Source organism: Shewanella submarina, from assembly GCF_042646185.1.
Taxonomy (GTDB): Bacteria; Pseudomonadota; Gammaproteobacteria; order Enterobacterales; family Shewanellaceae; genus Shewanella; species Shewanella corallii.
The window spans coordinates 66,865-93,001 of the sequence record NZ_JBHRTD010000015.1 but is presented as its reverse complement, the minus strand read 5'-3'; the positions used below and the strand labels follow the sequence as shown (position 1 = coordinate 93,001).

28 protein-coding genes are annotated in these 26,137 nt (G+C 51.2%); 15 read left to right on the top strand and 13 right to left on the bottom strand.

The annotated features are described in order from the left end of the window. Nucleotides 1–120 precede the first annotated feature (120 nt). Nucleotides 121–480: a DsrE/DsrF/TusD sulfur relay family protein gene (locus ACFOE0_RS12235; protein WP_248936944.1), complete on the top strand. Its 360-nt coding sequence runs from the start codon at nt 121–123 to the stop codon at nt 478–480. A gap of 198 nt (nt 481–678) precedes the next feature. Beyond that, nucleotides 679–1,260, top strand: coding sequence for a YjgB family protein (locus ACFOE0_RS12230; RefSeq protein WP_248936945.1), 582 nt, complete (start codon nt 679–681; stop codon nt 1,258–1,260). Between the two features lie 456 nt (nt 1,261–1,716). Here ACFOE0_RS12230 and ACFOE0_RS12225 read toward each other — a convergent pair whose 3' ends face one another. Beyond that, entirely contained in the window at nt 1,717–3,924 is a 2,208-nt protein-coding gene (locus tag ACFOE0_RS12225; protein ID WP_248936946.1) for an AAA family ATPase, read from the bottom strand. A 458-nt stretch (nt 3,925–4,382) separates the two neighbouring features. Between ACFOE0_RS12225 and ACFOE0_RS12220 the strand changes: the two genes are divergently transcribed. After that, entirely contained in the window at nt 4,383–5,114 is a 732-nt protein-coding gene (locus ACFOE0_RS12220; protein WP_248936947.1) for a hypothetical protein, read from the top strand. A 374-nt stretch (nt 5,115–5,488) separates the two neighbouring features. Here the strand turns inward: ACFOE0_RS12220 and ACFOE0_RS12215 are convergent, their stop codons facing one another. After that, nucleotides 5,489–5,989, bottom strand: coding sequence for a hypothetical protein (locus ACFOE0_RS12215; protein WP_248936948.1), 501 nt, complete (start codon nt 5,987–5,989; stop codon nt 5,489–5,491). 255 nt (nt 5,990–6,244) lie between these two features. Here ACFOE0_RS12215 and ACFOE0_RS12210 point away from each other — a divergent pair, with 255 nt between their 5' ends. The 3 genes from ACFOE0_RS12210 to ACFOE0_RS12200 all read left to right on the top strand — a co-directional run bounded on the left by ACFOE0_RS12210 (nt 6,245) and on the right by ACFOE0_RS12200 (nt 8,872). Beyond that, nucleotides 6,245–6,889, top strand: coding sequence for a helix-turn-helix domain-containing protein (locus ACFOE0_RS12210; protein WP_248936949.1), 645 nt, complete (start codon nt 6,245–6,247; stop codon nt 6,887–6,889). A 345-nt stretch (nt 6,890–7,234) separates the two neighbouring features. Continuing rightward, a complete protein-coding gene (locus ACFOE0_RS12205; RefSeq protein WP_115136418.1) occupies nt 7,235–7,582 on the top strand; it encodes a YciI family protein in 348 nt (115 codons plus the stop codon). 3 nt (nt 7,583–7,585) lie between these two features. After that, nucleotides 7,586–8,872: an RNA polymerase sigma factor gene (locus tag ACFOE0_RS12200; RefSeq protein WP_248936950.1), complete on the top strand. Its 1,287-nt coding sequence runs from the start codon at nt 7,586–7,588 to the stop codon at nt 8,870–8,872. Nucleotides 8,873–8,883: 11 nt separating this feature from the next. On the opposite strand, the gene ACFOE0_RS12195 is transcribed toward ACFOE0_RS12200, so the two are convergent. After that, entirely contained in the window at nt 8,884–9,783 is a 900-nt protein-coding gene (locus ACFOE0_RS12195; RefSeq protein ID WP_248936951.1) for a LysR family transcriptional regulator, read from the bottom strand. A gap of 138 nt (nt 9,784–9,921) precedes the next feature. On the opposite strand from ACFOE0_RS12195, the gene ACFOE0_RS12190 reads away from it, so the two are divergent. Beyond that, entirely contained in the window at nt 9,922–10,356 is a 435-nt protein-coding gene (locus ACFOE0_RS12190; RefSeq protein WP_248936952.1) for a carboxymuconolactone decarboxylase family protein, read from the top strand. An 83-nt stretch (nt 10,357–10,439) separates the two neighbouring features. Here ACFOE0_RS12190 and ACFOE0_RS12185 read toward each other — a convergent pair whose 3' ends face one another. Further along, on the bottom strand, nt 10,440–12,548 hold the full coding sequence (locus tag ACFOE0_RS12185) for a TonB-dependent receptor plug domain-containing protein (protein WP_248936953.1): 2,109 nt from the start codon (nt 12,546–12,548) through the stop codon (nt 10,440–10,442). 78 nt (nt 12,549–12,626) lie between these two features. On the opposite strand from ACFOE0_RS12185, the gene ACFOE0_RS12180 reads away from it, so the two are divergent. The 4 genes from ACFOE0_RS12180 (at nt 12,627) to ACFOE0_RS12165 (ending at nt 15,853) form a co-directional block, all read left to right on the top strand. Continuing rightward, the gene (locus ACFOE0_RS12180; RefSeq protein ID WP_248936954.1) at nt 12,627–13,022 is read left to right on the top strand and encodes a MerR family transcriptional regulator; all 396 of its coding nucleotides are present in this window, start codon (nt 12,627–12,629) and stop codon (nt 13,020–13,022) included. 273 nt (nt 13,023–13,295) lie between these two features. Next, a complete protein-coding gene (locus ACFOE0_RS12175; RefSeq protein ID WP_248936955.1) occupies nt 13,296–14,261 on the top strand; it encodes a threonine/serine dehydratase in 966 nt (321 codons plus the stop codon). Next, a complete protein-coding gene (locus ACFOE0_RS12170) occupies nt 14,258–15,196 on the top strand; it encodes an ornithine cyclodeaminase family protein (RefSeq protein WP_248936956.1) in 939 nt (312 codons plus the stop codon). The genes ACFOE0_RS12175 and ACFOE0_RS12170 overlap by 4 nt, the downstream gene beginning before the upstream one ends. Before the next feature lie 33 nt (nt 15,197–15,229). After that, nucleotides 15,230–15,853 carry a helix-turn-helix transcriptional regulator gene (locus ACFOE0_RS12165; RefSeq protein ID WP_248936957.1) on the top strand — a complete coding sequence of 208 codons (624 nt, stop codon included), beginning with the start codon at nt 15,230–15,232 and terminating at the stop codon, nt 15,851–15,853. A gap of 79 nt (nt 15,854–15,932) precedes the next feature. Here the strand turns inward: ACFOE0_RS12165 and ACFOE0_RS12160 are convergent, their stop codons facing one another. The 4 genes from ACFOE0_RS12160 to ACFOE0_RS12145 all read right to left on the bottom strand — a co-directional run bounded on the left by ACFOE0_RS12160 (nt 15,933) and on the right by ACFOE0_RS12145 (nt 17,937). Beyond that, nucleotides 15,933–16,343 carry an ExbD/TolR family protein gene (locus ACFOE0_RS12160; RefSeq protein WP_248936958.1) on the bottom strand — a complete coding sequence of 137 codons (411 nt, stop codon included), beginning with the start codon at nt 16,341–16,343 and terminating at the stop codon, nt 15,933–15,935. Between the two features lie 183 nt (nt 16,344–16,526). Beyond that, nucleotides 16,527–17,030, bottom strand: coding sequence for an SMI1/KNR4 family protein (locus ACFOE0_RS12155; protein ID WP_248936959.1), 504 nt, complete (start codon nt 17,028–17,030; stop codon nt 16,527–16,529). A gap of 1 nt (nt 17,031) precedes the next feature. Next, nucleotides 17,032–17,463, bottom strand: a complete 432-nt coding sequence (locus tag ACFOE0_RS12150; RefSeq protein ID WP_115136408.1) for an Lrp/AsnC family transcriptional regulator — start codon at nt 17,461–17,463, stop codon at nt 17,032–17,034. Nucleotides 17,464–17,526: 63 nt separating this feature from the next. Then, a complete protein-coding gene (locus tag ACFOE0_RS12145; RefSeq protein WP_115136407.1) occupies nt 17,527–17,937 on the bottom strand; it encodes an ExbD/TolR family protein in 411 nt (136 codons plus the stop codon). A gap of 300 nt (nt 17,938–18,237) precedes the next feature. Here ACFOE0_RS12145 and yjeH point away from each other — a divergent pair, with 300 nt between their 5' ends. Next, complete coding sequence (gene yjeH, locus ACFOE0_RS12140; protein ID WP_248936960.1) at nt 18,238–19,482, top strand: L-methionine/branched-chain amino acid transporter; 1,245 nt, start codon at nt 18,238–18,240, stop codon at nt 19,480–19,482. Nucleotides 19,483–19,573: 91 nt separating this feature from the next. Then, nucleotides 19,574–20,401 (top strand): HDOD domain-containing protein, encoded by an 828-nt coding sequence (locus ACFOE0_RS12135; protein ID WP_248936961.1) that lies wholly within the window; start codon nt 19,574–19,576, stop codon nt 20,399–20,401. A 54-nt stretch (nt 20,402–20,455) separates the two neighbouring features. Here ACFOE0_RS12135 and ACFOE0_RS12130 read toward each other — a convergent pair whose 3' ends face one another. Next, the gene (locus ACFOE0_RS12130) at nt 20,456–20,905 is read right to left on the bottom strand and encodes a tellurite resistance TerB family protein (RefSeq protein WP_248936962.1); all 450 of its coding nucleotides are present in this window, start codon (nt 20,903–20,905) and stop codon (nt 20,456–20,458) included. Between the two features lie 179 nt (nt 20,906–21,084). Further along, entirely contained in the window at nt 21,085–21,618 is a 534-nt protein-coding gene (locus ACFOE0_RS12125) for a DUF2780 domain-containing protein (RefSeq protein WP_248936963.1), read from the bottom strand. 237 nt (nt 21,619–21,855) lie between these two features. On the opposite strand from ACFOE0_RS12125, the gene ACFOE0_RS12120 reads away from it, so the two are divergent. Both ACFOE0_RS12120 and ACFOE0_RS12115 read left to right on the top strand, forming a co-directional pair. Continuing rightward, complete coding sequence (locus ACFOE0_RS12120; RefSeq protein WP_248936964.1) at nt 21,856–22,566, top strand: hypothetical protein; 711 nt, start codon at nt 21,856–21,858, stop codon at nt 22,564–22,566. A gap of 11 nt (nt 22,567–22,577) precedes the next feature. Then, nucleotides 22,578–23,981: a DUF4145 domain-containing protein gene (locus ACFOE0_RS12115; protein ID WP_248936965.1), complete on the top strand. Its 1,404-nt coding sequence runs from the start codon at nt 22,578–22,580 to the stop codon at nt 23,979–23,981. 68 nt (nt 23,982–24,049) lie between these two features. Here the strand turns inward: ACFOE0_RS12115 and ACFOE0_RS12110 are convergent, their stop codons facing one another. The 3 genes from ACFOE0_RS12110 to ACFOE0_RS12100 form a co-directional block, all read right to left on the bottom strand. Then, a complete protein-coding gene (locus tag ACFOE0_RS12110; protein WP_248936966.1) occupies nt 24,050–24,358 on the bottom strand; it encodes a hypothetical protein in 309 nt (102 codons plus the stop codon). A gap of 163 nt (nt 24,359–24,521) precedes the next feature. Next, nucleotides 24,522–25,463 (bottom strand): cytochrome c nitrite reductase subunit NrfD, encoded by a 942-nt coding sequence (nrfD, locus tag ACFOE0_RS12105; RefSeq protein WP_115136399.1) that lies wholly within the window; start codon nt 25,461–25,463, stop codon nt 24,522–24,524. After that, on the bottom strand, nt 25,460–26,137 hold the full coding sequence (locus tag ACFOE0_RS12100) for a 4Fe-4S dicluster domain-containing protein (protein WP_283106503.1): 678 nt from the start codon (nt 26,135–26,137) through the stop codon (nt 25,460–25,462). Before ACFOE0_RS12100 ends, nrfD begins: the two co-directional genes overlap by 4 nt.

Sequence of the window (26,137 nt, the reverse complement as noted above, 5' to 3'; positions counted from 1 at the left end):
CATACAGCGGGAGAAGCGGGAAGTCGGTTGGACGCCTTCTGAAGCCAGCGATGGCACTGGTGAAATGCGTGTTGTGGGAGTAATCTTGGCGACTCATTTGGCTTCATTCGAGAAAGGATCATGACGACGATTTTGACTGTGCTTCACGATAGTCCCTATGGCAGTGAGAAAACCTATAACGCGCTGCGTATTGCGCTGGCGTTGCAGGAGCATGCTGATAGCCCGATTAGGCAACGGTTGTTCTTAATGTCTGATGCAGTCGTGGCGGCATTAAGCGGTCAAAACACCCCGGATTTGAGCTATCACATTGGTCAGATGTTGGAGATCCTGATGGCGCAGGGTGTTGAAGTACATCTGTGTAAAACCTGCTGCCAGATGCGTGGTGTGGATGAGAGTCGTTTGATTGAAGGTGCCCAAATCAGCACCCTGGTGGAGCTGAGTCAGTTTACGCTGGGAAGTGACAAGGTTATTCATGTTTGAAGAGCGGTCGTTACCAGGTCATTGACTTCAAACTACGCCGTGCATCAGGATGCCAGTCAGCACTGGCGCAGTTCGAACGGGAGTTATCTGCACCTTATTGTTGTTTTCTTATTACCCTTTATGTAGTTTTTTTGGGTAGGTAAGCCAATCGGCAGGGGATAACGTTACCTTGTCAAAGGTTAAACAAAGGAACTGTGTATGAAATTATTGAGTGTGTTATCAATTGCTGTTGTACTGCTGACGGGGTGTAAATCTACCGAAGAACTTAAGCCTATATCCCAAATAAAGCCTACGATTTCGAAAGAAGGTTCTTTAGCCAATGAGAAACTGATTCTAGATGTGACTGTTGGCTTGCGCGAGTTAACGGGACAACCGATCAATAGTTCTGAATTATTGAAGTTTATTATTCAGCAGCCTGTAGGTGACATTGGTTCTCGCTCATGGCGTGAAATGTGGATCGTTAAACAGCCCGATAGAGATGTTCAGTTTTTACTGACATTTAAAGAAACGGGTTTAGATTCTGCAAGTTTTGAAGTAATTCAAATGGATAAAAATCTGGATAAAACTCAGTGCCCTAATAATGTTACTGGATTCCCCATTGGGGTAGCAACTTCAGATGATGTTTTGTCATGTATGGGAAAGCCGGGCTACGAGGACTATAACCCAGATGGTCGCTTTGTATATCTTTATAATGCACCACAAGGCGCGAAGATCACATTTCTTTTCGGCAAAGATAAAAAACTGATTGAAACTAATGTTTATAAAAAGTCCGACTATTAGGTATATAGATAAATAATATGTCCATATATCAACTACTACACTGAATCGCTTTGGTTGATATGGCTTTCAGCCACAGGGGTAGGTTTGTCCCTGCGGGACATGGCCGCTGATGCGACCTAACGTCGTGGGCAAGTGCATCCATGTACAAAGTTCGGTATCCTTACCTCTCGCTCGTGAGCTAATCGCTCCGCGATACTCACCCAAGCCCACACCCGGGGAAGGGGATAGTTTCGACATCCCCCCCTTTCCAACCCCCTGCGAACCCAGACGGAACCGACAGCCCTTCGACCTTATGGTCAAAATCCCGACCGAAGGTGATTCGCATCCCTGCTCAGCCCTTCCTCACTCGACATCCATGTCTCGTGTCCGAGATTTAGCCCAACGTCCTTCAGCGTCTCCGATGGGGATTGGTGTCTTGTTTGAGTAAGGCATGAAAATAATGGATGCCCAATGTGTCTATGAAACTCCCATCATCATGTTGTAATGACCTGCCTGACTAGCTTTTTCAAATACACCTCGGAAGACCCTGAGGTATGCTTCATTAGTCTGCTCTCCATGATTAATATAAAGATCGTCATGAATTGAGTGAGAACCGTCATTGACCCAGGAAAATAGAGACTGACAAATTAACTTATCTCGTCCATCGAAGAGTGAACAAATTTCGTCTTTGCCCATTCCGCCCCACATGGTGAAATAGTTCTCAAGTATTCTACGCAGTGTATTTTGAAGGCTAACACTCGAAATGTTTTCTGCCTTAACGTCTTCCCAAAGTAATTCATAGGCAGAACGAATCGGATTAGTTCGACAGCGTTCAATAAAGGAGCCTTGTTCTAGCTTCTTTACTAACCAGAAACTTTCTTCTTGAAGAGCACTATCATCAGGCCTTTTTCTGTTGTAACTAATTTCCTTATGGAAGTAGACATTATGGGTAAGTATAAACATCTGTTTTATTTGAGAGACTTTTGATCTTACTTCTTCCATGACGCCTTTAATCAGACTGCTTACGATGTAAAGAATATCGCTGTCCAGAGATGATATAGGATCATCAAGTACAACGATCCGATTAGCTGTAATACCTGAAGGGGATTGAGCACCTTTGATTAGGTAGTAGAAATACAGAAATGTGATAAAGGTCTTCTCACCTTCGCTCAGTGAGCGACTGGCATCCTCACCATTTGCCCGAATTATTCGATAGTGACGGCCTTGATCTGCCTCTCCAATTGAAAAGGAAGTAAAGCCAAACTTTTGCAACAAATCATTAATTGCAATAATGGTTGGCTGTATGGATGTTGTTTGTTTTTCAAGTTTCTTTATTTGTTCTTGCAGTTCATGAAGTTGACTTCTTTTTGCTAGTAAACCTTTTTTCATACCATCAATTGTTTTTTCAAGACGATCTTTGTTTTGTTGATACTGCTGTAAATCATCGGTTAGCTCATTCAATACATAGCGCCAGACTTGAGTGGTCAAGGTATGTTTTTCAGTAGTTATATTTGCTACCAGCTGATTATGCTCACGAGTTGCTTTGTTAGTCTCATCCAACAAAGACTGCAACTGTGTGACCAATGGTTCGATAGATTCCAGTTCAACCTTTCTGCTAGGTTGATCAATCTTTGTACTCAATATGGACTGGTTTCTTTTCAATCTTTCTATAAGGAGCTGAGCTTCTGAGTTAAACAGGTCATGCTTCAAAAATGGGTTACGAGTTTCAACACTGTGCTGTATAGCAGCCAACAGGTTATCGCTTGCATCCTTGTAGTTTGCTTGTATCTGCTTTAACGATTGAATGTCGTTATCATAGGCTTCGCTAAAAAAGTTCGTTAGATCTTCTGCAAATTGTCTGTCAGTCGATTGTTGGCAAAAAGGGCAGAGTTCTGGTTCTTGCTGGTGATACTGGCGCCCTTTTTTCACCCAGTCGCTATTACCAAGGCGACTAATTAGTGCCGCAATATCAACATCCTGATTACCGACAATCACTTTTTGTAGTAATGCATTTGTTTCAACATTCACAAGGTCAGTTGCAGAAAGAGTCTTGAGGGGCAGGACACTCTCAAGATTACTTGAGAAGATGGTTTGAGCTTTTTGTTTTAGTTCATCGAGTGACAGAATATCTGCGGTATTAGATGCCTGCTCTGCCAATACTTTTGCTTTAAATCGGTCTTTGTTACCCCGAACACTCGCATCTGCATATATCTCTTTAAAATAAGCGTCATGCAGTTCTTTTTGCTTCCAGCATTTACTCTTTAATACAGGCTCTAAATCTGAAAGTTCTTTTTGTTTACCTGATTGACCATCTTCCCCATCAATTTGAACCATCAGGCTTGATATTTGTGCATTTATTTTATCAATCTCGGGCAACAAACGAGCAATTTCACGTTCGGCCTCGACCTGGTTCTCACCCAAGGTAAATACGCCTTGGAGAGGACCATCTTGAGTAAAATTACGCTCAACAAAATCCCGGTTGTACACCATGCGTTCAAGTTCTTGACCATTTTGCCACACGAGGAGACAGTGCTCGTATCCTTGCTCTCCCGCAATCACGCGGCTGATAGTTGTTTTTCCAGTCCCATTTGCGCCAAAAATATAGTTTATTAGGCTAAGTTCATTAAGTTTTGAGCGTACCTGATAGGTTGCTATCGGTGGATTGATTTGGATTTCGTTGATCATCTCCTCTCCTTAGAGAAATATCATGAGTACCCATATTTGCTGTGGGTTGGGTTATTTTTCTGAACGATGACATGACAACCGGGCTCGTTATTGCGAAGGTTTTAATCCGGCAAGCGATGTATACAATTTGTGCGGTTAATCTATCAGCGTGAGTTGGCGACGTCTGTAAGTGATGTCTCACATCTAATTGTTTTAGTTGAAAATGTTGGCTGGTCAGGACATTTCTGAGCGGTTACTCTTTCGCGTTCGCTTTTTTGTTTATATCCACTAATTTTGTAAGGGAATAAGCACAGAGATGCTGTGGGTGATGATGTTGAAAGCGGCGTTCTCCCTCGTTTGTTGTCAGTCGAATGTAGCAGCGGTACAGCGAGTTCCTGAGGGGGCGACTGCCGTTTGGCTGGACTTACTCAGCTTGCGAGCGGTAGGTTGGTAACCATTGCGTACTGCAGATGGAATGTATGGATACTGGAAGGCTTGGCTTCATCACTTTGGTGGTTCTGTTTTTGTCAGCTTGTGCCAACAACACGGCAGAGCTTACGGCTATGAAGTCGCGGCAGCACTCGGATGCGGCGATCGAGAAGCTGTTTGAGAGCTCGGCGGTGGAGGCTGATGTCGGCGAGGAAGATCTGTCTGAGGCCATGGGTAAGCTCAGCAATGTCGATTTGACCTCGTTCAGACCCCCGGTCACTGTGGTTTGGGGGAACGCCGAACAGTTGAAGTCCCGCTATGACAGTATTCAGTCGTTGCTGGATGCATCCATGCCATACGGAGTGGTAATGGATGTCTGGCTTGGGGAGAAAGCCTTTAAAAGTCTGTACTCTGAGAATTGGCAGATATGTTTGGAGGTAACAGAGGAAATTCTCGCTCTGAACGAACAGAGCCTCACAGGACACCTCATGGCAGCTATTTGCCATGAAAGACAAAATAGCCTTGATAAAGTCTTTGTCCACGGGGGAAAGGTGTATCTGGGTATAGAGAATATCTGGAAAGAGCATAGAGGTTTAACCGCGTTGGATGCGTTTCAGTTTTCAAATGCCTATGACTTCCTGTCTTTTGCTTTAGCTCAACGCTTTGAAATCCTGGATTATCAGGTGCTTGAGCATGAAAAGAACCACTATTTGGTTCGCACCAGCGTAAAGAACCTTGATGATGACGTGGAGCTTACCTGGTTTATGAAGGTGGCGAGGTAGGCATGGAACCGGGGTGTTCTCGTTTAGCACCAATCAAACTGTGACAACTTGCCCAGCCTCATCATACCGCCCCATTCAAAGCACTTATCAGATGCGCTGTAACGAGCAAGACGAATCGGTTTTTTGCACCGTATCGCCAATCTCAACAGCAGCAGACTAACTCAGTATTTGCCTTCCTAACCCTTACAGAATATGCGGAAGATAAGCAGAGGAGCTACCGACTACTCTTTGCTGTTGAGCCCCTCTTGGTCGGGTGTGGGGCGGCGAGTGCCGCGAATGCGACAAGCTCATGAGCGAGAGCCATGGAGGGCGAACTGGCCGTTATACAGGGATGTATTTGCTCCACGACGTTCTGCCAAGCGAAGCTTGGCCAATCAATGGCTGCAGGCTTCGCCAACTGAGGCCAAAAACTGGCAGGCCTCTGTGACCCCCTCATTGGCGGCAAGTCTGAGGTATTTAATCCCCGCAGGTTTATCAACTTCAGTGCCATAACCTGTGTAGAGCGCTTTGCCATAGTGATAGCGGGCGAGGGAGGCGTAGCCCGCTTCATCCTGCAGCAGGGCGCCGCGGCGCATCAGAGCGGTGGACTTTTGCGGGTTGGCAGGCAGATAGACGCCAAGGTCATGGATTTGCGCTAACAGCAGCATGGAGTACACATCGTTCCACCTGTCTATGCAGTCCTGCAATATGGCGACGGCTGACTCATGGTCGCCGGTCTTCTCGGCAAAGTAGCCGTACAAACACTTCATGCGTTTATCACTGTGGATCTGTTCGCTGTAGGCCAGATCGCTGGTGTCTGCCGCCTGGCTGGACAGACTGCCGAGCAGGACTGCACAGGCTGCGGTAAGACAGTAAAAGGTGGTGGCGGGTTTCATAGTTTGCTCCCCTGAACCGAGTATCTCCAGCATATCTCTGAGCGGCAGGGATTATTGCCCTACTTTAGGGGGAATTATCTTTCTGCTGTTTTGGACGGACGACGGTGAGTCGGGAGCGCGGCTAATTTCCATTTTTCCGTTCAAGCTGTAAATATTCTTAAGTATCCGTGAATATTCATCTTCTTATTCTGAAATGAATACCCAAGACTTTGCCGTGATGTTCAATTAAATCAGGCAATTCAATAAGGAGTCAGGATGACCTTAGGAGAGAAGATAAAGCAACTCAGGCAAGGTTTGGGACTTAGTCAGCCAGAGCTGGCTGAGCGCGTCGGCATAGAACAGTCTTACCTGTCCAAACTGGAAAATGACAAATCGCTGCCATCAAACGATATGTTCAGAAATCTTATGTCAGCGTTGGGGCAGGATGTCCCCGCTCTGATTGCATCGGGTGAACTCGCCGATGACATGGAGCGACTGAAGCAGATTTCAGATGTGGAAATACTGCTTAAGCAAAGAAGCGGAAAGCTGAATCAACAGCGTAAGTTGCTGTTGATATTCAGCAGTTTGCTGTTGGTGCTTGCTGTTGGCAGCTTTTATGCGGGCTACAGCAGGCTGCTGTTTACTGAAAACTACTATGTGTATGTTTCCAAGGGAGTTGAGAACCTGGATGAACCTGACGGTATGTTTGATATCTGGCGTCGCCTGGTTGTTGCTAAAGAAGGGGAGGATATCAGAGCCTTGCTTGATCAAAAGGAGCAGGAGATCTATCAGCGGGGAGATATTAAAACCTTGGTGACTCCTGACTATCGTGGCCAGGGATTCACAGAAAATGTAGAGGGTGGCAAACGAACTTATGAGCTGGAGCATCAACAAGAGATACCCAGACCGGTCAACGCCTAGTTGCAGATTATTGGTGTGATGTTGTTTATGGCTGGTTTGTTGGGGTTTGTGTTGGAGAAAAAGCGGGTCGCCAACTTTCATCTGCCAACCAAGCCTCAATCTATATAACTCTTTTATTGAGCATGTTTGCTCTGAATCGAACCTCCATAACAGGTGACGGCAGGCTTCTGTTGTCGCCTGACTCATGGTTAGTGCAGCTGACGCTCGTTCTTACTGTTAGCCAATCACAAAATATTTTTATCCCCATGTCGAAATCCCCAGGTGCCATTCGTCTTAGAGGTACAGCCCGGTTATTCATTTGCCTGTGGCTGTGCTATCAAAGATAAACAGCTAATGGAGAACACTATGAAATTTGTGGCACTGATCTATGCAGCCCCTGAGGCTGAGCCCGTCTACGGCACCCCTGAGTTTGACAGCCTGCTGGAGGAGTATATGCAGCTGAGTGAGGAGTACACTGCCTGTGGTGCTTTTGTTGCCGGTGAAGGCTTGCAGGGGAATGATACTGCGACTTCCATTCGGGTTCGCAATGGCCAGACTGAGTTGGTGGATGGGCCTTTTGCCGAGACCAAGGAGCAGCTGGGCGGCTTCTATCTGCTGGAGTGCAAAGATCTGGATGAAGCATTGAGATTGGCGGCCAAAATCCCCTCCGCCCGTTACGGAACTGTCGAAGTGCGGCCGGTTGCTGAGTATTAATCAGTGACGGAAAACCCGTCCAGTAACGGCTCTGTTGTCGGCTTGCTGGAGCATCTTATCCGGGCCGACCGGGGCCGAATGCTGGCAACCATGATGGCGCAGTTTGGCAACCTGGGGCTGTGCGAAGAGGCGTTGCAGGACGCCAAAGCCCAGGCTCTGCTGACATGGCAACAACAGGTTCCGGCGAAACCCGCCGCCTGGCTGCTGCAGGTGGCCAGACGCAAAGCGATCGATGTGCTGCGGCGGGAGCAACATTTTCAGGGCATTTCGGCTCAGTTGTCTTATATGGCAGAGACTGACGTCACTGACGCAGACCTTACCTCTGTGACCGGTTTGGACAGGCTGCCGGACCAGCGTTTGAAGCTGATCTTTATCTGCTGTCACCCTGCTCTTGAAGAGAAATCCCGGGTCGCGCTGACATTGAAATTGATCGCTGGCCTGTCGACGGAAGAGATTGCCAGAGCCTTTCTGGATAAGTCCGCCACTCTGGGGCAGAGACTCAGCCGAGCCAGGCGCAAATTCAGGCAATCCGGTATCCGTTATGGCCTGCCGGGGCCGGAAGACTGGCCCGCACGTCTGGCCTCTGTGCTGCAGGTGATTTACCTGATCTTCAATGAGGGATATGCCTGCAGCAGTGGGGAGCAGCAGCTTCGTTTGGATTTATGCGAAGAGGCAATCTTCCTGGGTGAGCTTATGGGGCAGCTGTGCCCCAATGAAGCTGAAGTGCTTGGTCTGAACTGTCTGATGGCGCTGACCCATGCTCGCAGGCACAGCCGACAATCGGACGATGGCATCTATATTCCACTGGCTGAGCAGGACAGAAGCCAGTGGGATCGCCAGGTGATTGCTGACAGTTCCAATCGTCTTGAACAGGTACTGGCGCTGAAGAAACCGGGGCCATTTCAGTTGCAGGCGGCGATAGCGGCGTTACATGGTGAGGCGACAGATTTTGAGTCCACTGACTGGCAACAGATCTGTGTTCTGTACCGATTACTGTTGAGCTGCCAGGCCAATGATGTGATCAGGCTGAATCTGGCACTGGCAATCTCCTGGGTTGAGGGGCCGCAAGCCGGTCTTGATGCCCTTGCTTCCCTGACGCATTCACTGGCTGGCTATCAGCCTTTTCATGCCGCCAGAGCTGACTTGCTAAGGCGACTACACCACAGCGATGTTACCAGGTCTCCCTCGCTGAGGGGGGAGGCAATTAAAGCCTATAACCAGGCGCTGGCGCTGACCCAGGTAGAAAGCGAGCGGGCGTTTCTTACTGCCCGGCGTGATTCCCTGTTGTAGGTGACAAGTTATCAGAGCTGGCCCTGGATCTTCTCCACCAGGAAATCGATAAAGGCCCGCAGCAGTGGGTTGGGATATTTACCGCCCTTGTAGACTGCATAGATTTCGCCGCTGCCATCTTCATATTGGGATGCCTGCCAGTCCGGCAAACAGATCTCCAGCTTGCCCAATCTAACCTGCTCGGCTGTCATCCAGCTGGACAGCAGCAGTATACCTGCGCCGGTTTCGGCTGCGGCCATCAGTGGCGTGCCACCTTTGGAAGCCAGGTTACCGGTAACCGCCAGCTTGTGGTGTTGTTTGCCCTTACGAAAATGCCAGTAGTTCCTTTGCCTGTCGTGACTCAGCAGCAGGCAGTTGTGGTGTTGGATATCTTCCGGCGTTTCGGGGCGGCCAAACTTATCCAGATAACCGGGGGAGGCGCACAGCAGGGTTTCATTGGCCATCAATCTTCGGGCTTTAAGGTTGCTGTCGGCAGGCTTGCCGATGCGAATAGCCAGATCCACCTTTTCCCGGTTGAGATCTACCATGCGATTATCCAGATCTATTTCGATCGCCGCCTTGGGGAAGCGCGTGAGAAACTCAGCCAGCATAGGGCTGATCACCAGAGCGCCAAAGCTTTCAAATACGGATATTCTCAGGGTACCGGAAGGCTCGGCATTGCTGCTTTTCAGTGATGCGACCAGGTTGTCAGCGTCATCAATCAAGCCTTTGGCGTGCTCAACAAAGTGCTCACCCTCTTCGGTGAGTGCCAAATGCCGGGTACTGCGGTGCAGCAGGCTGACACCCAGTTGGGCTTCAAGGTTGTCTATGCTGCGGGCAACAGAGGAGGGTGCCATATTAAGTACCGCCCCGGCTTTGGAAAAGCTGCCACTGGCGAGTACCTGCAGCAAAATACGGATCAGCTCCAGCATGTTAACCTCTCTTTTATCTTTGCGTTTTATGCAAAGGTATTGCGCTTATGCCTGGTATTCTCACCTAATCTGGAGAGGTTCACAATGCCCTCATCAACCGACGGACTGTCGGACTTTTTCAAGATGAGGAAAGTGCAAATGAGTAAACGTATCAATATTGCTGAAGTTCAGGGTGAGGCTATTAACGCTATGATGGGACTGGAGAAATATCTGTCATCCTGCAAGCTGACTGACTCAATGAAGGACCTGATAAAGCTGAGAGCTTCTGTGATTAACAAGTGTGCCTATTGTATTGAAATGCACACCAAAGAAGCATTAAAGCATGGGGAAGATGCGCAAAGGCTGTTCGCCTTGGCCGCGTGGCAGGAGTCACCTTTGTTTACCGATACCGAACGGGCTGTTCTGGCTTTGGTGGATGAGGTGACCTTGATCTCTGTTGCTGGTGTCAGTGACGCCGTTTACCAGGCTGTACTGCAGCATTTGGGCGAGCAGAGCGTGGCTGAAGTGATTATGCAGACGGTCACGATTAACGGTTGGAATCGTATCGCCCTGTCTACCAGGATGGTGCATTAATTCCGCTGGCGATAAACGGCGATAAGCCTATAAAAATGCCCCGACTGGCGGGGCATTTTTCTGGTTGAAATACAGGTTCGGTCTTAGAACTTGATTCTTACTCCGGCGTTGGCAATAAAGCCATCGTTGCGGGACCACATATCCGTAGTCCACTGACCGGAAGGGGCTCTCTCAGGCAGCAGCAACGGGTGGGTGTCGCTTTGTTTGATATTCAGCAGGTTCTCCAGATTGATAAACCAGCTGAAACGGCCTGTGGTGATTTCACCCATCAAACCCAGGTGCCAGTATGGCTCGGATTTGTCCATGTATGGGTTGTCATTCAGGCGTTGAGTTCCTGTGTAATAAGCTTCAAAACCGGCGCGGAAGTTACCGTGCTGTTCCCACATGGCGACAAAGCCGGCGGAATGCTCTGGGGTGAGGGCCATTTGCTGACGCTGACCTGTGCTGTCCACCTGCTCGGTGGCATCCAGATACAGGTAGCTGGCGGTCAGCTTCACATCACCAAGATAGTATCTGAGCAGCACTTCAGAGCCACGGATCTGACTTTCGCCCTGGGCATTAACCAGACGTACACGATCCAGTGGGCCATTGTCGGTGGAGGAGAATGCTTCCAGCTGGGTGGCATTGTGGATATCTGAGCCAAACAGAGTCAGGTTGGTTTCCAGATCACCCAGACGGTAGGTGAAGTCCAGCGACGCGGTTTCTGCGGTTTCTTCCTTCAGGTCACCCAGAGGTTCCAGTCGGGACAGACCGGCAGCTTCAATCTCTTCTACAAATGGCGTTGGTGCATAGTAGCCCTGACCCCAGGAGCCACGAACCGTGAACTCATCGGCGCGATAGAGCATGGACAGTCTTGGGCTGACCTGTGTGCCATATTCGCTGTGATCGTCAAAGCGGCTGCTGACCGAGGCAATCAGGTCATCAGTGACATGGTAGTCGACGACGGCAAACGCACCGGGCACCTCATAGGTGTAGTCAAAGCTTGAATAGTTGTCTGACTCGTAGTGCTCTGACTGGTAGGCCGCACCCAGCACCCAGTCCAGGTTATCCAGGTAACCTGACAGGCTGGTTTCCAGCAGGTAGTTGCTGTGTTTGTCGTTGTCCTGATCGACGCCATAGGCGTGGAAGTGGTCCTGCACCATGGCAGAGGCGCGGGTATTGAAAGTCAGGGTTTCTCCAATCGGGCGGGTGTAAACCAGACCGCCATCGACCCGCTCTGAATCCTGAATTTGTACGAAGGGGTTGCCGTCAGCAACGGTATTGCCTTCCAGTGTACCGCCCTGACGGTTCTCGGTCATAAAGCCTGCGGTCACATACAGGGTGTCGCCTGCATCACCTTCGTAGAACATTCTCGGGCGCAGTGTATAGCGCTCATATTCAGGCAGATCGGCCCAGCCATCGGCGTCCAGATCTTCCATGCTCTGATAGTGTGCACCGGCAGTGACAGATCCTTTGAGGTTGTCAGTAATCGGGGTTTCAGCGTAGGCCGTAATATCCTGGCCGTTCTCTGTGGTGGCGTTGAGCAGCACTTCACCAGCAGCTTCATCTCCGGGTTTACGGGAGATCAGGTTAATGACGCCGCCCAGTGCTGAACCGCCATAGAGCGATGAGGCGGAACCCTTAATCACTTCCACCTGGCCAAGATCGGTTGGCGGGATCTGCAACAGCCCAAGGGATGAAGCCTGGTTACCATAAAGCGGCAGACCGTCGGCCAGCAGCTGGGTATAGCGACCATATAAGCCCTGCAGGCGCACATTGGCGCTGCCCAGAGCAGGTGATGTGGTTTGTACTCTTACGCCACCGGTTTCAGCCAGCAGCATGGAGATGTTGCCGGGACGCATGGCGGCCTTCTCTTCGATCTCCTCACGCACAATGGCTTCAACCCTCATGGGTTGGTCATCAACAATCCGGCCAAAGCGGGTGGAGTGCACCACAATGCGCTCCATGTCATGGTCATGCCCATGCTCGTCGCCGTGTCCATGTTCATCCTGATGGCCGTGCTCATCGCCATGGCCATGTTCATCCTTGTGGCCGTGCTCATCGTCATGACCATGTTTATCTTTATCTGTGTGGGCCTGGTGCTCTGAGCTTGCATGCGCCTTGTTTGAGTGGTCATGGGCGAGTGCGTCGGCGGCAACTGAAACACTGCCCAAAGACAGTAACAGCAGGGTTGCGGGAGAGAATTTAGCCATCTTGATGTGACCTATAGTGTTGAATAATGGGTAAATGATAGGATGCAGGCTAAAGCTTACAGCCACTGGAAGGTCAAGATGAAAATTAGCGAACTGGCAGCAGTTACCCAGGTCCCTACAAAAACGATTCGCTATTACGAGCAGGAAGGTTTGTTGCCTGAGGCCAAAAGAAGTGCCAATGGTTATCGCTACTATGTTCAGCAGGATGTGGATACGTTGATTTTTATCCGCAGATGTCGCTCGTTGAATATTGCCCTGAGTGATATTCGCAAGCTGGTGGAAGTGCAAAAGCAGCCACAGGGTTGCTGCTCTGTGGTGGATGATATTATCGCTGAGCAGCTGGCAAAGATTCAGCAAACCCAAAGGGAGCTGGCCAAACTGGAGGCGTCACTTACGGCATTGATCTCCTGCGAGCACCACAAAATTGAGGACTGCAGTATTCTGCAGCGCCTTAAGCAGGCTGAATGCTGCTGATACTTATCGTCACTCAAGTTATTTGATACCCCGCTGGCAGCTTTCCGGGCTGCCACCCACACAAAGGCCATCAGGCTATCAATCGAAAAAATCTATCCACCACAACTTTTCTTTTTATTTCATTAGCTAATGCGGCATTGCTCAGATGTGTCCGGATCCATCCTCTGGATTGTTTGAAAAATACACTATAGTTTGATTTGTACTTTTAAGTTCATTTTGACATTTAAGTTCAAGTTGAGGTGCATGGTGTTGACTGATGACATAACAGAGATAGTGAGCAGAACTCAAAGCTTGATTAGCGAGGGCTTTTACCTTGAGTCCGGAGTAGTACAAACGCCTTTGCTGCATAGCAAACTCTTATCTGAGCAGCTGGGCTGCAACCTGTACTTCAAGTGCGAGAACCTGCAAAACACAGGGAGCTTTAAAATCCGCGGGGCGACCAGTGCTATCACCAGGCTGGTGGCGCGGGATCCAGACGCTGAAGTGGTGACGGCCAGTTCGGGGAATCATGGTATTGGGACGGCCGCTGCCGCCAAGGCCATGGGGGTGCCGGTCACCATCTATGTACCTGACAGTGTCAGTGAGGTGAAGGCTGAGAAAATTGAGGCCAGGGGAGCCAGGCTTATCCGGGTTGCAGGCGGAACAGAAGTGGCAGAGCAAACGGCGCGATCTGTGTCTGACAGTGGCTCTATGGTCTATATCAGTCCTTACAATGATCTTGATGTGATTAGCGGCCAGGGCACCCTGGGCTGCGAGATTGCAGAGCAATTACCTGGGGTGGATTGCATCTACGTCAGTGTCGGCGGCGGCGGTTTGATCTCTGGTATTGCTGCCAATATCAAACACCTTAAGCCAGAGGTTGAGATGACAGGGGTTTGGGCGGAGAACTCGCCTGTGATGCTGACCTGCATGAAAGCCGGAAAGGTGATTGAGGTTGATGAGCAGCCAACACTGTCTGATGGCACTGCCGGGGGACTGGACAGTGACAGCATCACTTTGCCTCTGTGCCAGAATCTTATCGATGAGTGTCAAACCGTATCGGAAATTGAAATTGCCAGGGCCATGATGAGTGTGTGGCGGCAACATGGCATGCATGTCGAAGGCTCTGCGGCCGCGTCGTTGGCTGCCGTGATTAAAGATGCGCCCAGGCTCAAGGGTAAAAACGTGGTGGTGTTGTTGTGTGGCGGCAATATAACCGACGAGACATTTGCTGCCGCTGAGGAGGTCAGCAAACAATGAGGCTTGTACCTTACTCAGACATAACCGCTTCTACACCGGCACCACAGGCGTTAATGGCAGCGCTCAAACAAGGGTTTATCGACTTCTCCCTTGGCTTTTATGACATAGCTCCAGTTGGCTACCTTAAACTGCCCGCCGGGGAGCTGCACCTTAAGTTTGGCCGGGCGGAACTTGGGGAGTGGGTTGTTATCAAGCTGGCTTCCGGCTGTTATGACAACCATTTGCGTGGGTTACCATCCAGCTATGGCTGCATAATGATCATGGATGCCGCCACCGGACAAATGGTGGCATTGCTGGAAGACAGAGGCTTGCTGACCGAACTGAGAACCGCGGCAGCCGCTGCCATGTTGGCGAAGGAGGTCGCGCCTGATGCCAAAGTGCTTGGGGTTATTGGTGCCGGGACTCAGGGCTATTATCAGGCGCTGTATCATTGTCGTGCGCTCGGCTTAACGCAGGTGCAGATATATTCCCGCAGTCCCGACCGGGTTGAAACTCTGGCGAGCAAGCTGGCGGCTGAGGGTATTCAGGTCGTCAGGCATTGCTCCGCTGAGGCTTTGTGCCGACAGTCAGATCTGATCGTGACAGCGACCCCCAGTGAGGAACCGATAGTGGCGCTGGATTGGTTAAAGCCCAATGTGCATATTAATGCTGTGGGAGCCGACTCACCGGGAAAGCGTGAGTTAAGTGAAACTGTTGTACAGTCAGCAAAGCTGTTGCTTGCCGACAGCATGAGTCAGTCGCTGGAGCATGGAGAGTTTCAATACCTGGCAAAGGCTCAGGCGGAGGAAGTCAGGGAGTTCGGTGAGTTCCTGGCCAGTGGAGAATGTGGCGATGATGGGATTAGCATTGCAGACTTCACCGGTGTCGCGGTGCAGGACATTATTGTCGCGTCTCTGGTTTATCGGGAATATTTGAAGCGACAGGATTTAGGGTAGAGCTTTGGAAAGGCTCTCTGTAAAAGGGTAAAGATGGATCATTTCACACTGTTACAGCGTTATCAGGGGATTGCCGATGCAGTCAGTTTGCTGATGCCCGGGTATGCCGAGGTGGTATTACACGATTTGAATGAAAATCAGGTTCTCTATATCGCAGGCAATGCTTCTCACCGCAGGCCGGGTGTGGACTCCGGGCTGGACGGTATCAGCTTTGGTTCCGACGAGACTGTGCTCGGCCCCTATGAAAAGGTCAGCCCGGACGGCAAATCAATCCGCTCTATCAGTGTGGTGTTGAGGGACGATTCGGGTTCTGCACGGGCCTTGTTGTGCATCAATGTTGACTTGTCGAGTTTTCAACATGCGCGGGATATTCTGGATCTGTTTTTGAAGCAACATACCCATGACGCCCAGCCTGAAAAGCTGTTCAGGGATGATTGGCAGGAACGGGTCAATCAGTTTATCAGTAACTGGCTGGCAGAGCGTCAGCTCGCCCTGCACAACCTTACCCGGGATCAGAAACGGGAGCTGGTGATCAGCCTTGATGAAACCGGGGCGTTCAAGGGCAAGAATATGACTCGATATGTTGCGGGAGTGCTGGGGCTGGCCCGCACGACAGTGTTTAATTATCTGAGGCAAAGCCGGGATAAGACACTTTAAGGTCAGCTGGGCACGCCATTTGCGCGTCCAGGGAGGAACCTCACAGCAGAGTATGCTGTGAGATCCTGTGAGTATGGCTTCAGCCCTTTTTCTTCTCAGCCACTGAGACTTTTTGAACGCCTGCTATCTTCACATAGTCCATTACCTTCACCACCAAACCGTGGCGGGCTTCAGTCTCTGCCAGTATCAGCACTGATGCCTCCGGTGCTTCTGCCCGTATTTGTTGGATGTTGGCGGTGACCCGCTCAATGTCCACCAGACGGTCGCCAATTTTTATAAGCCCACTTTTCTCTATGGAGATCAGGATATTGTCACTCTTTTGAGAGTTGTTTGGGGTATTTGACTCGGGGACGCTGTATTCAACACCCATGGGTTTGACGAAAGAGGTGGTGACAATAAAGAAGATCAGCATGATAAAGACGATATCCAGCAGTGGTGTCATATCGACTTTGGCTTCTTCGGTTTCTGAAGCGTACTTTTTGCGTGCCATGGTTTTCTCCAATGGTCTTGGTTTTAGATTAGATACCAAATGAGCAACTGCAGAATACCCAACACCATGTTAGGCACAGGGATAGGGTGTTAGTCAGGTCGTTTTGAGGTCTATTTAAGGCTTTGTTGATTCAGGTCAAATTTTAAGCAAAGGCAGGTGGGAACTGTGGCTGGTCTTAAAGTATCAACCGGGCTCGAACACTCTGTGTTCTGCCTTCGGCCAGTCGCTGGCCAGGGCAGGAATATCACCTTTGAACAGGGCTACAAGGTAATCACTGAAGCTGAGTCTGTGCAGCTGAAAGCCTGAACCTCGCACTTCACAGGTCATAGTTGGCCAGGTGTCCGGTTGACCCTCTGTGAGCCAGCCATAGTAGTTGCCGTTGTCATCACTGGCGCAGGGGAGAAAGCCGGGTGAGTTCGGAAACAGTGAATAAGCAGCTTGCGCTGGCAAAGCTTGTCGAAGCGATGCCTCTGCCTGCAGGAATCTTTGCTGCTCTTCAATAAACTCTGGCGTAAACGGATTCCATATCCACAGAAAGTCTCCCAGCGTGCCGGAACCATAGGTTTGTATCAGCTGCCGAAAGTCCGCAGGCAAGGCTGTGGTCAGCTTGAGTTCTGTGTGTTGCCAGCGTTCAGCAAGCCCGGTTGGCTTTGTTGGTGGCTGGATGAGTTGGCTAAGTGGGCTCATATCAGCCACATCGACCATTTATCCATTCACTCATGACGATATGAGTGCGGATCCGGGTGACATCGTCATGGGCATCAATCTGTTCGCGGATCTCGTGCAGGCGCTGCATTGAGTCAGCTTTAAGGTGCACCAGAAAGTCCATTTCGCCACTGATACCGTGACAGGTAATGATTTCGGGGAATTGATTGAACAGGGTGACCAGATCTTTGCAGCGGCGACTGCGATGGTGAACTTCAAAGTAGGCGGCGACACCGGTTTTCTGAGATTCACTCAGCAGCACCTGATAGCCGCGAATCACCCCGGATTGTTCCAGCTTTTTTAGCCTGTCGGTCACTGCGCTGCGGCTGAGGTTAACCTGTTGCGCCAGTGCCGACATGCTTTGGCGGGCGTCCTGCTTGAGAGCGGCGATAATTGCCTGATCGAATTTATCCATCCGGCTATCCTAGCGGCAGCTCTGTCAGGGATGCAATCAGAGCTTGAGCGTTTTTTCAGAACGCTATTTTTTGTCTTTCTCCGTTACCGAAATCTTTTCGACACCAGCCGTTTTAACCTGATCCATCACCTTAACCACCAGGCCATGACGGGCCTCTTTTTCTGCCTGAATAAGAACTGCCGCTTCGGGCGCTTCAGCCAGTCTTTGTTGAACGTTGGGTGTAACCCTTTCCACATCCACCAGGCGATCGCCGATTCTAATCAGGCCACTGTTCTCCACAGTGATCAGGATATTGTCACTCTTTTTGGAGTTGGTAGGCGTGTTGTTCTCCGGGGTGTTGTATTCAATCCCTGTTGGTTTAACAAAGGAGGTGGTCACGATAAAGAAGATCAGCATGATAAATACAATATCGAGCATGGGTGTCATGTCGATTTCTGCTTCTTCATGCTCGTGGGCGTGTTTTTTACGTTTCATGTTTCCTCCAAGGTGGCCCCTGGTTGTTAGTGCACCTGTTTGGTGCTTTATGTTGTTGGATAAAAATGCAATGCAACCAACTGGATACTAGGTCTGTTGTGCAAAATCGCACCACAGTTTTTTTGCTGGTTTCAGCAGGCTTTTGCGTGAAATTTGAACTGCGTCAGAAAATTCGGGTTGGCCGAGTCCGACAAAGCAGCGCCTGTATAGCTTTGTTTCCGTCAAAGTGGGGGAAATTCCGGCAGTTTGCCTTTGGCTAACTCCGTATACTGTTACCAGTTTGTAACGCGTGGGGGAGAGATGAGCGCAACGATTGGACGCTGGCAGGGGGCCAGCCTGTTGGCGACAACATTACTGGGTACCGGGGTGTTTATTCTGCCCCAGTTGACCGCTGCCGCGGCGGGGGAACAGGCGCTGACAGCCTGGCTGCTGCTGACACTGGCGATCATTCCGGTTGCCATTGTGTTTGCGGCGCTGGCAGGACGTTACCCCCACGCCGGTGGGCCTGCCTATTTTGTGGAGCAGGCTTTTGGTGCAACAGCAGGGCGCACCATAGGGCTGATCTTTTTGCTGGTTGTCCCGCTTGGAATGCCCGCCGCCCTGTTGATGGGGTATGAGTTTATCCATGCCCTGCATGCCTTTGAGGGCAACTCCCCTTTATACATTCAACTGGCTGCTATTGTGCTTTTGTTCGCTCTTAACTGGCCTGGGTTGCAGTTATCGGCAAGGTTTCAGATGGCCCTGACGTTGGCGATGGTGGCCGTGGTGCTGTTTATGTTGGTGGTGTCCGGCGCCATGGAGTCACAAACTCAAATGACGCCTTCCGGGCTTGCCGACTTTGGCGGCGGTGGTGTGATGGCAGCGCTGGCGATCGCTTTCTGGAGTTTCCTGGGGTTGGAAGCCATGACCCATCTGGCGGCAGAGTTTAAATCCCCCAGAGAGGATATGAAGCTGGCCATGATAGGTGGCACTGTGCTGGTGGGGGGGCTGTATCTGGCCTGTACCTGGCTGGTTCTGGCCTACCCCAATGACGAATCCCTGGCGATGGTGGGAATTTTGCAAAGTCTGCTGGGAGGCTTTGGTCAGTGGATTATCTGCATACTCGGGTTGGCCAGCAGCCTGGCCACCGTCAATGTTTACTGTGCCGGAACCTCAAGGCTGATTGCCAGCTTCAGTGAGCAGGGCGTGTTGCCTGCCGTGCTCAAGCGCAGGAATCGACATCAGGTCCCCGCGCTGGCGATGGCAATATTGCTGTCCCTGTCTGCGTTGGTGACTGCGGCTGTGCATTGGTGGCATATCGATCTCGAATTTTTGGTGGTGTGGGTTAATGGTGTGTTTGTGATCATCTATATGTCGGCGATGATCGCCGCCGTGAGGCTGTTACCCCGGGGATATTTGACGCCTGTGGTGTTGGCGCTGGGCTTTTGTTTGCTGATGGCCTGGAGTCTGGCCGGGGACATGATGTATGGCGTGATGATCACTATTGGCGTAGCCCTGGCGCTGCACCTGAGGGGGCGGAGCAAGACCAATATCGCGTCGATCTGACCCGATCCCGTCTGTTTTCCCTGACTTAAAAACAGCAGGTCGTTATCTCCTCGTCTATATTTTTTATAGAGGATAAAAAGGAGAAAGAATTATGGGATCTGCGGCACTGCTTGAAAGAATTGATGACTTGCCACGTCTCCCCAAAGCGATTAGTGAGCTCTTGGATGCAGTTAATGATGAGTCCGCCACTATTAAGGGAATTGCCGAGAAAGTGTCGCAAGACCAACTGGTTACCGCCCGTGTTTTGAGGATGGCCAACTCGGCTTACTTCGGCCGCAGCCGGGAGGTGGCGAGTCTGGATGAGGCGGTTATCCGTTTGGGGATGCAAAAGCTCAGGACCCTGGTTATCGCCTCTGCGGTGGTGGGTGCCATGCCGGAGATCGAGGGCTTTGATATTGGCGAGTTCTGGGGGCATACCTTCGAGGTGGCGGTCCATTGTCAGGCCATGGCCAAGAACGTCGATAGTGTCGAGCCGGATGCTGCCTTTACCTGCGCGATTTTGCACAGTATTGGCGATATGCTGATTGCCGTAGTAGCACCGGACAAGGTGCTGGAAATTAAAGATGAGATTGCCCGGGGAATGGAAAAGCCCCAGGCCGAAGAGAGAGTTCTGGGATACGATTCGGCGCAGTTGGGGGCGCTGTTGGCAGAGAACTGGAAGTTCCCGTTGCAGCTGGTGGATGGGATTCGATTCCAGTACGAGCCCAAGCGTTCCCGTCCTTACTCTTCACTCGCGGGCTTGCTGCACACATCCGAAGCCTTAATTGCCGGTTGGGACGAGGTGTGTGACACAGATAAGTCCTGCTGGATGTCACAGAAGGCTGCCGATGCTGGTTTACGACTGCAGATGTCTGAGCTTGCCGGTACCCTGGAGGAGATCCGTGGCCAGGGCTATGAAATGGGCAAGATGCTGGCCTGATTCAGGCACAGACACAAAGAAGCCGGCAATTGCCGGCTTCGTTCGTTTATGGGGTTAGCGCATCTCCATGGCGCGGTTTCTCAGCTGTATTAACTCGGAATGTTTGAGATAGAGCAGATCTGACATGCGGCGGATAATCTGGTCTTCATACTGGCACAGCTGACCATCAGCATAGGCAAGTTGCCACATCGCCAGTACCAGGTTTTGCTTCTGATCCAGCGTGAAGGCGTCATTCACCTCATTGGTGAACTCATAGAGAGAGGTGGCTTCTTTCTGTCGGGTCTTGGCTGTCATCAACAGATCCCGGCTGTCTTCCTGGCTCAGCCCCAGGGTTTCCTGCATCACTTTGGGCAGCAATTGCTCCTCTTCGGGAGATAACACCTCATCGGCATAGACAACTTCCAGCAGCATGCTGGCGGCGGCCAGATCCAGGTTTCGTTGCTTTTCCTCGGGTGTCTCTGCGTGCATATGGGCGTTCAGAAACTGTTTCAGCTTGGCAATCATATCCACCACTTATATCAGAGAAAGCTTTCTTAAAGCCTAGCAAATCTTAATGCCGGTGACAGCATATGGATATCGGTCAGCCCCCTGAGATGAAAGCAGTTTAATTTGGAAGAAGGTTGTCGCAGAAACAACAAAGGGGCGATAAGCGCCCCTTTGAAAGGTGTTTGATCAGCCTGGAGTTACAGGAAGCTGTTCAGACCCTGACTCAGCAGGTCAACGGCTTCGTTGCCTGAATTCTGCTGCAGATATTGCTTCAGCAGGTTAACCATAGGCATGGCCAGATCTTTGGAGATGCCCAGCTTTTCAAAGGCGTCATACACCATAGCGCCGCCCTGCAGGGATTGTCCCAGATCGCCAGCCTTGGACAGCAAGCCAGACATGCCTTCGTTCTGTTCCAGCAATGGTGCAGCGGCCATCAGCAGATCTGCGCCTGGAATATCCTTGGTCAGCTCTGAGAACTGGCCGCTGTCGAGGGAAGATTTGGCGACATTCAGCAAAGTCCCCAGACCACCTTCAGCCTGCTTCTGATTCAGGCCAAGCTGGCTCATGGCTTCGCTGACCAGTGGGTTATCTGCCAGCGCTTGAGTTGCGGGTTGAGTCTGCTCCGTTTTTTGTTCTTCACCGCCACCGAACAGGTCATCAAACCAACCTGCATGAGCAGGAAGGGTAAGTGCGCTGAGCAGCAAAATACTGCAGGTCAGGGGAGATTTCATAGTGACTGCCTCTGTCTCGATTCAAAATGAGCACCATAATAGCCTGATTTACAAATCTGTTGCATAGTTTTCTGGTTGTATCTTAAGGCGCGCTTCAGGCTACAGATGCTAATCTCGCTGCGAAACTAAAACCCCTTGTTACCTTATAAGCCAGACATCGGCTTTCCAAACTTGGGGGGATTTGGGTATTCTTAGCGCCATTATTGTTTGATTTTCTATTAACTCTTTGGGAAGGCCATGTCGTTGTCTGCCATTTTCAGTGAAGCCCTGTACTTTTTCCGTAATCATCTGCGTCAGCTGGCCATTTTGACCGGCCCGCTGTTGCTGCTGCAGGTGGGTCTGCAGTTATGGCTGGGGAAGCAAATGCTGGCGCTGGATCAAAACAATCCGGAATTCAGCAGTATGCATATGGTTACCCTGATGGTTCTGTTGCTGATCTTCTCCTGGCTGATCGCCGCGCTGACCGCGTTTCTGGACTGGCGCTCTCAGGGTCATGAACCTACCAACAACCAGGTGTTGTTCGGCAGCCTGCAGTTTGTGCCGACTCTGCTGCTGGCGGGGGTGTTCTCAGGTATGGCGATTATTGCGCCTGTGATGCTGGGGGCCGCTTTTGGTGGTTTATGGATTATCGGCTTGCCTATCAGTGTGTACCTGTTCGCCCGTCTGGCTTATGTGAACTTTATGGTGGTGACTGAAAAGCTGACACCACTGGGCGCGATTAAGAGCAGCTTTACCTTCAGTGGCCCGATTGCCATGAAAACCATGCTGGTGCTGATGATGTATATCCCACTGTCGCTGGTGGGTGGCACTCTGAGTGCGGTAGTGGCGCAGGCTGGTCTGGTGCCTCAGTTGATTATGGATACCCTGCTGGCCTTTGTCGGCCTGTTTGTGAATATCGCTTTGTTCCGCTTGTATATGGTGACCCGCGCGCAACACGCCGGTGAGTAAGGAGAGCGGACATGAAGGATGCTGATTTTGTCCGAAGTTTGGTGCCGGAGCTGGCCCCGGATTATGAAGAAGCCAAAGGTTATGTCGGCGATGTACCGACCCAGGCGCTGCTGCATATACGTACCTTTGCCCATAAGCTGGCAGAGCGGTTGGCCGGGGACAAGGTCAGTTTCGACAGCCCCAATCTTTACGACAGAATCGAGCAACTGAATCAGTCCCGCCTGATCGACGTACCCACAGCCAGAGCCCTGCACAAACTGCGGGGCCATGGTAACCGTGGTGCCCACCCGGAAAAGTACCACCTGACCCGTGAACAGCTGCAAACCCTGGCCGCTAAAGGGATACGGGATTGCCTGTCACTGTTGGAACACCTGCACTATAAATGGCATCGCAAGCCCGCTCCTGAGTATGAGTTCGATGCCACTTCGACTCTGTCTGCCAGGGAGCTTTGCTACCGCGCTGTGATGGAGGATGACCCCAGGGCCCAGTATCTGCTTGGCATGTCACTTAAATCCCGTGCCCTGATGGAGCTGGAGCAGGAACAGGCGCTGGCCGACAGCGCTGATGTGGTGCCGCTGAAGTTCTCAGACAAGAGTTTTGCCAAGGCCGCCCACTGGTTCTCACTGGCCGCAGACACTGTGCCCGAAGCCCTGTTTGAACATGGTGTGGCGCTGCTTCATGGTTATACTTCGGCGCCGGATCCCTGCGCCGGTGAGCAGTCCATAGCTGAGGCGGCAGAGCAGGGTGTTGAAGCGGCTCAGGCACTGCTGGGTTACTTCTATCTGGTGGGTAGTGATTGTCATGGCCAGGATGATGCCAGGGCGGAGTCTTTGTTGCAGCAAGCGGCAGAGACAGGCAACAACGAGGCGATGTCCAACCTTGGGGTGCTCTGGTATCAGCGTGGTGATTTGTCCAAAGCCCATTACTGGATCTGTAAGGCTGCCCGGGAAGGATTCGCCAATGCCCAGTACCATCTGGCATTGATGCTGGCCAACGGCGAGGGTTGTCAGCAGGATTTGGAGTCCAGCGAATACTGGTTTGCCGAGGCCGCTGAACACGGCCATCTTGATGCCATGCTGGAGCGCGCCCGTCACATGTTGAATGATGACAGTGCCTTTGGCAGTGACCTGTCCAGGGCTGAGGACTATCTGCGCCAGGTGATTCGCTACGGCCACAGTGTACCGGCCATGCTTGAGCTGAGTACGGCTCTGGCGGATGGCGTACTGGGTAGAATTGATGTGGTAGGAGCGGCAGCCTTGTTGGCACTGGCCAAAGACAGAGCCAATGAGCAGGAGGCAGAAATTGTTGCGCCGCTGCGGACATCGCTGCAGCAGCAAATTGATAAGGTGCTGCCACTGACCTCAGATAAAGCAGAGATTAAAGCGTTGCAAAGAGCCAGAGAGCTGTTGGCTTGATGCAAAAACAAAGGCCTGAGTGATGACTCAGGCCTTTGTCGTTTATTCGGTTGGCTTATCGGTTGGGATCAGTACTGACCATTCTCATAGGTCTGACCTACGTGAGGCTTGGGCTTAAAGCTGTCTTTGTCCATAAAGCCGGTACGGACATAGTCCTGGGAGGTTTCCCACTGCGCGGTATGCTCCTGTTGCTCAAAGCGGCGTTTCATTCTTGAAATCGCCAGTCGGCCGGTAATCATCAGTGCCAGCAGGGCAATTGCGCCAATCGCCAGCAGGACAGGCAGGGCGATAATGGCTACAAACAGTGCCGCTCCGGCAACCAATACGGCCAGCAGTCGTTGCACACCAGTCAATTGAGTCATTTGCAGTCGGTACATAGTTAACCTCTTTCTTGTATTCAGGGTCAGTTTGCACCGGGTGATTTCCCAGATCGAGTGAAGAATAGTTTATTTCTGTAACCAAACGTACAGGCTGAAACATTTAAACGAAAAAAGCCGCTATCCATAAATCGGCAGCGGCTGTGGAATAACAGGTGCAGTTTTACAGCATGGTCATCTGGCCTGTGTAAAGAATGAAGTTACGCAGCAGCAATACGCCCAGCAGGCTCATACTGGCGGTAAACGCCACATAGCTGAATCGACGTTGAGCCGAGGCGGTCATAAACAGGTTCATCGCCAATGGCAGTGACAGACCCAAACCTATGATGCCACCCCAGAATATCCACCCCCAGAATCCCTGACCCAGCGCGTTGCCGGCCGCTTCAAGCTTGGCACCACCACTGAGTACCAGACCGGCGAAGAAGGTAAAGATCACCAGCAGTTCAATCAGGATCAGCGGGATCTCTATCTTGTGAATAAACTTCACCTCTTTGCTGTCAGGACGTCCTTTCATCAATACTCCCAGCAGCAATGCACCTGCGGCACCTGAAGAGAGACCTGACATGAGGAAGAGTACAGGCAACACAGGATTATTGAGCAGCGGATAGCCCGGCAGTGCCGACAACAGGAAGCCGGTATAGGCACCCAGAGACAGTGACAGAATCATCGTCAGACCTGTAATGCTGGCTTCATGGGGTTTAAGCCAGGCCAGAAATTTGCCGATAAAGGGCATGCGGGATGCCGTTAACCTTGTCAGTGGACGGGCAAACAGCAGTGCCAACCAGGCAAACATAAAGACCTGGAACACCATGAGTACCATCACCCCGAGAGACATGACTGACAGCGGGTTGTAGAACACCAGGATTTTCCAGAAGTCGAAGGGTTTGGTCAGGTCTATCACCAGAATGCCCAGGCCTGCCCAGATAGCCAGAGGTGCGATTAAACAGGCGGCTCTGACAAAGTTGGATTTCCAGGCATCCTGCCCCAGACAAAAGTATCTGAGCAGGATGGCGAAGAAGATAGCCCCGGCTGACATACCGGCCAGGAACAGGTAGATAGCAATGGGCCAGTGCCACACCAGTCCGTCAAAGTGGAACGGGTTCATAGGATTACCTCCCCTTTGGCTGCACGTATCTTGAAGAGTTTGGGAGAGGTTCCCAGTGACTCTTTATCTCTTGATACCGGCTGGGTACGAACCAGTTGGTAAACACCGGACTGGGTATCCAGCAGGTCCCCAAACACCAGTGCCTGGGTTGGGCAAGAGGTGACGCAGGCGGGCAGTTCCCCTTTTGACAATCGGGTTTGCTCACAGAAGTCACACTTGTCTGCAGCCCTGGTCACGGGGTGAATAAAGCGCACCTTGTATGGGCAGGCGGCGATGCAGTAAAGGCAGCCTACACATTTCCACTCATCAACCTTGATAATGCCTGTTTGTGGATCTTTGTAAGCGGCGCCGGTTGGGCACACGTTAACGCAGGGTGCGTTTTCACAGTGCTGGCAGCTTTGGCGCTCAAAGTGGTAAGTCTGGTTGGGGTACTCTCCGTGGGGGCCGGTACGGACGATATCCAGTCTGCTGACCCCTTCCGGTACCTGGTTTACTTCACGACATGCCTGGGTACAGGCGTCGCAGCCGATACATCTGTTCTCGTCGTGCAACAGGGCATATTTACGCTGAGACGCCGGGCTACTGTGTTCACTGGCTCTGGTTGCCTGATAGGCACTCATTCCTGCCAGTAATGCACCCGCCCCTTTTAAAAAGAATCGTTTGCTCTTGTCCAT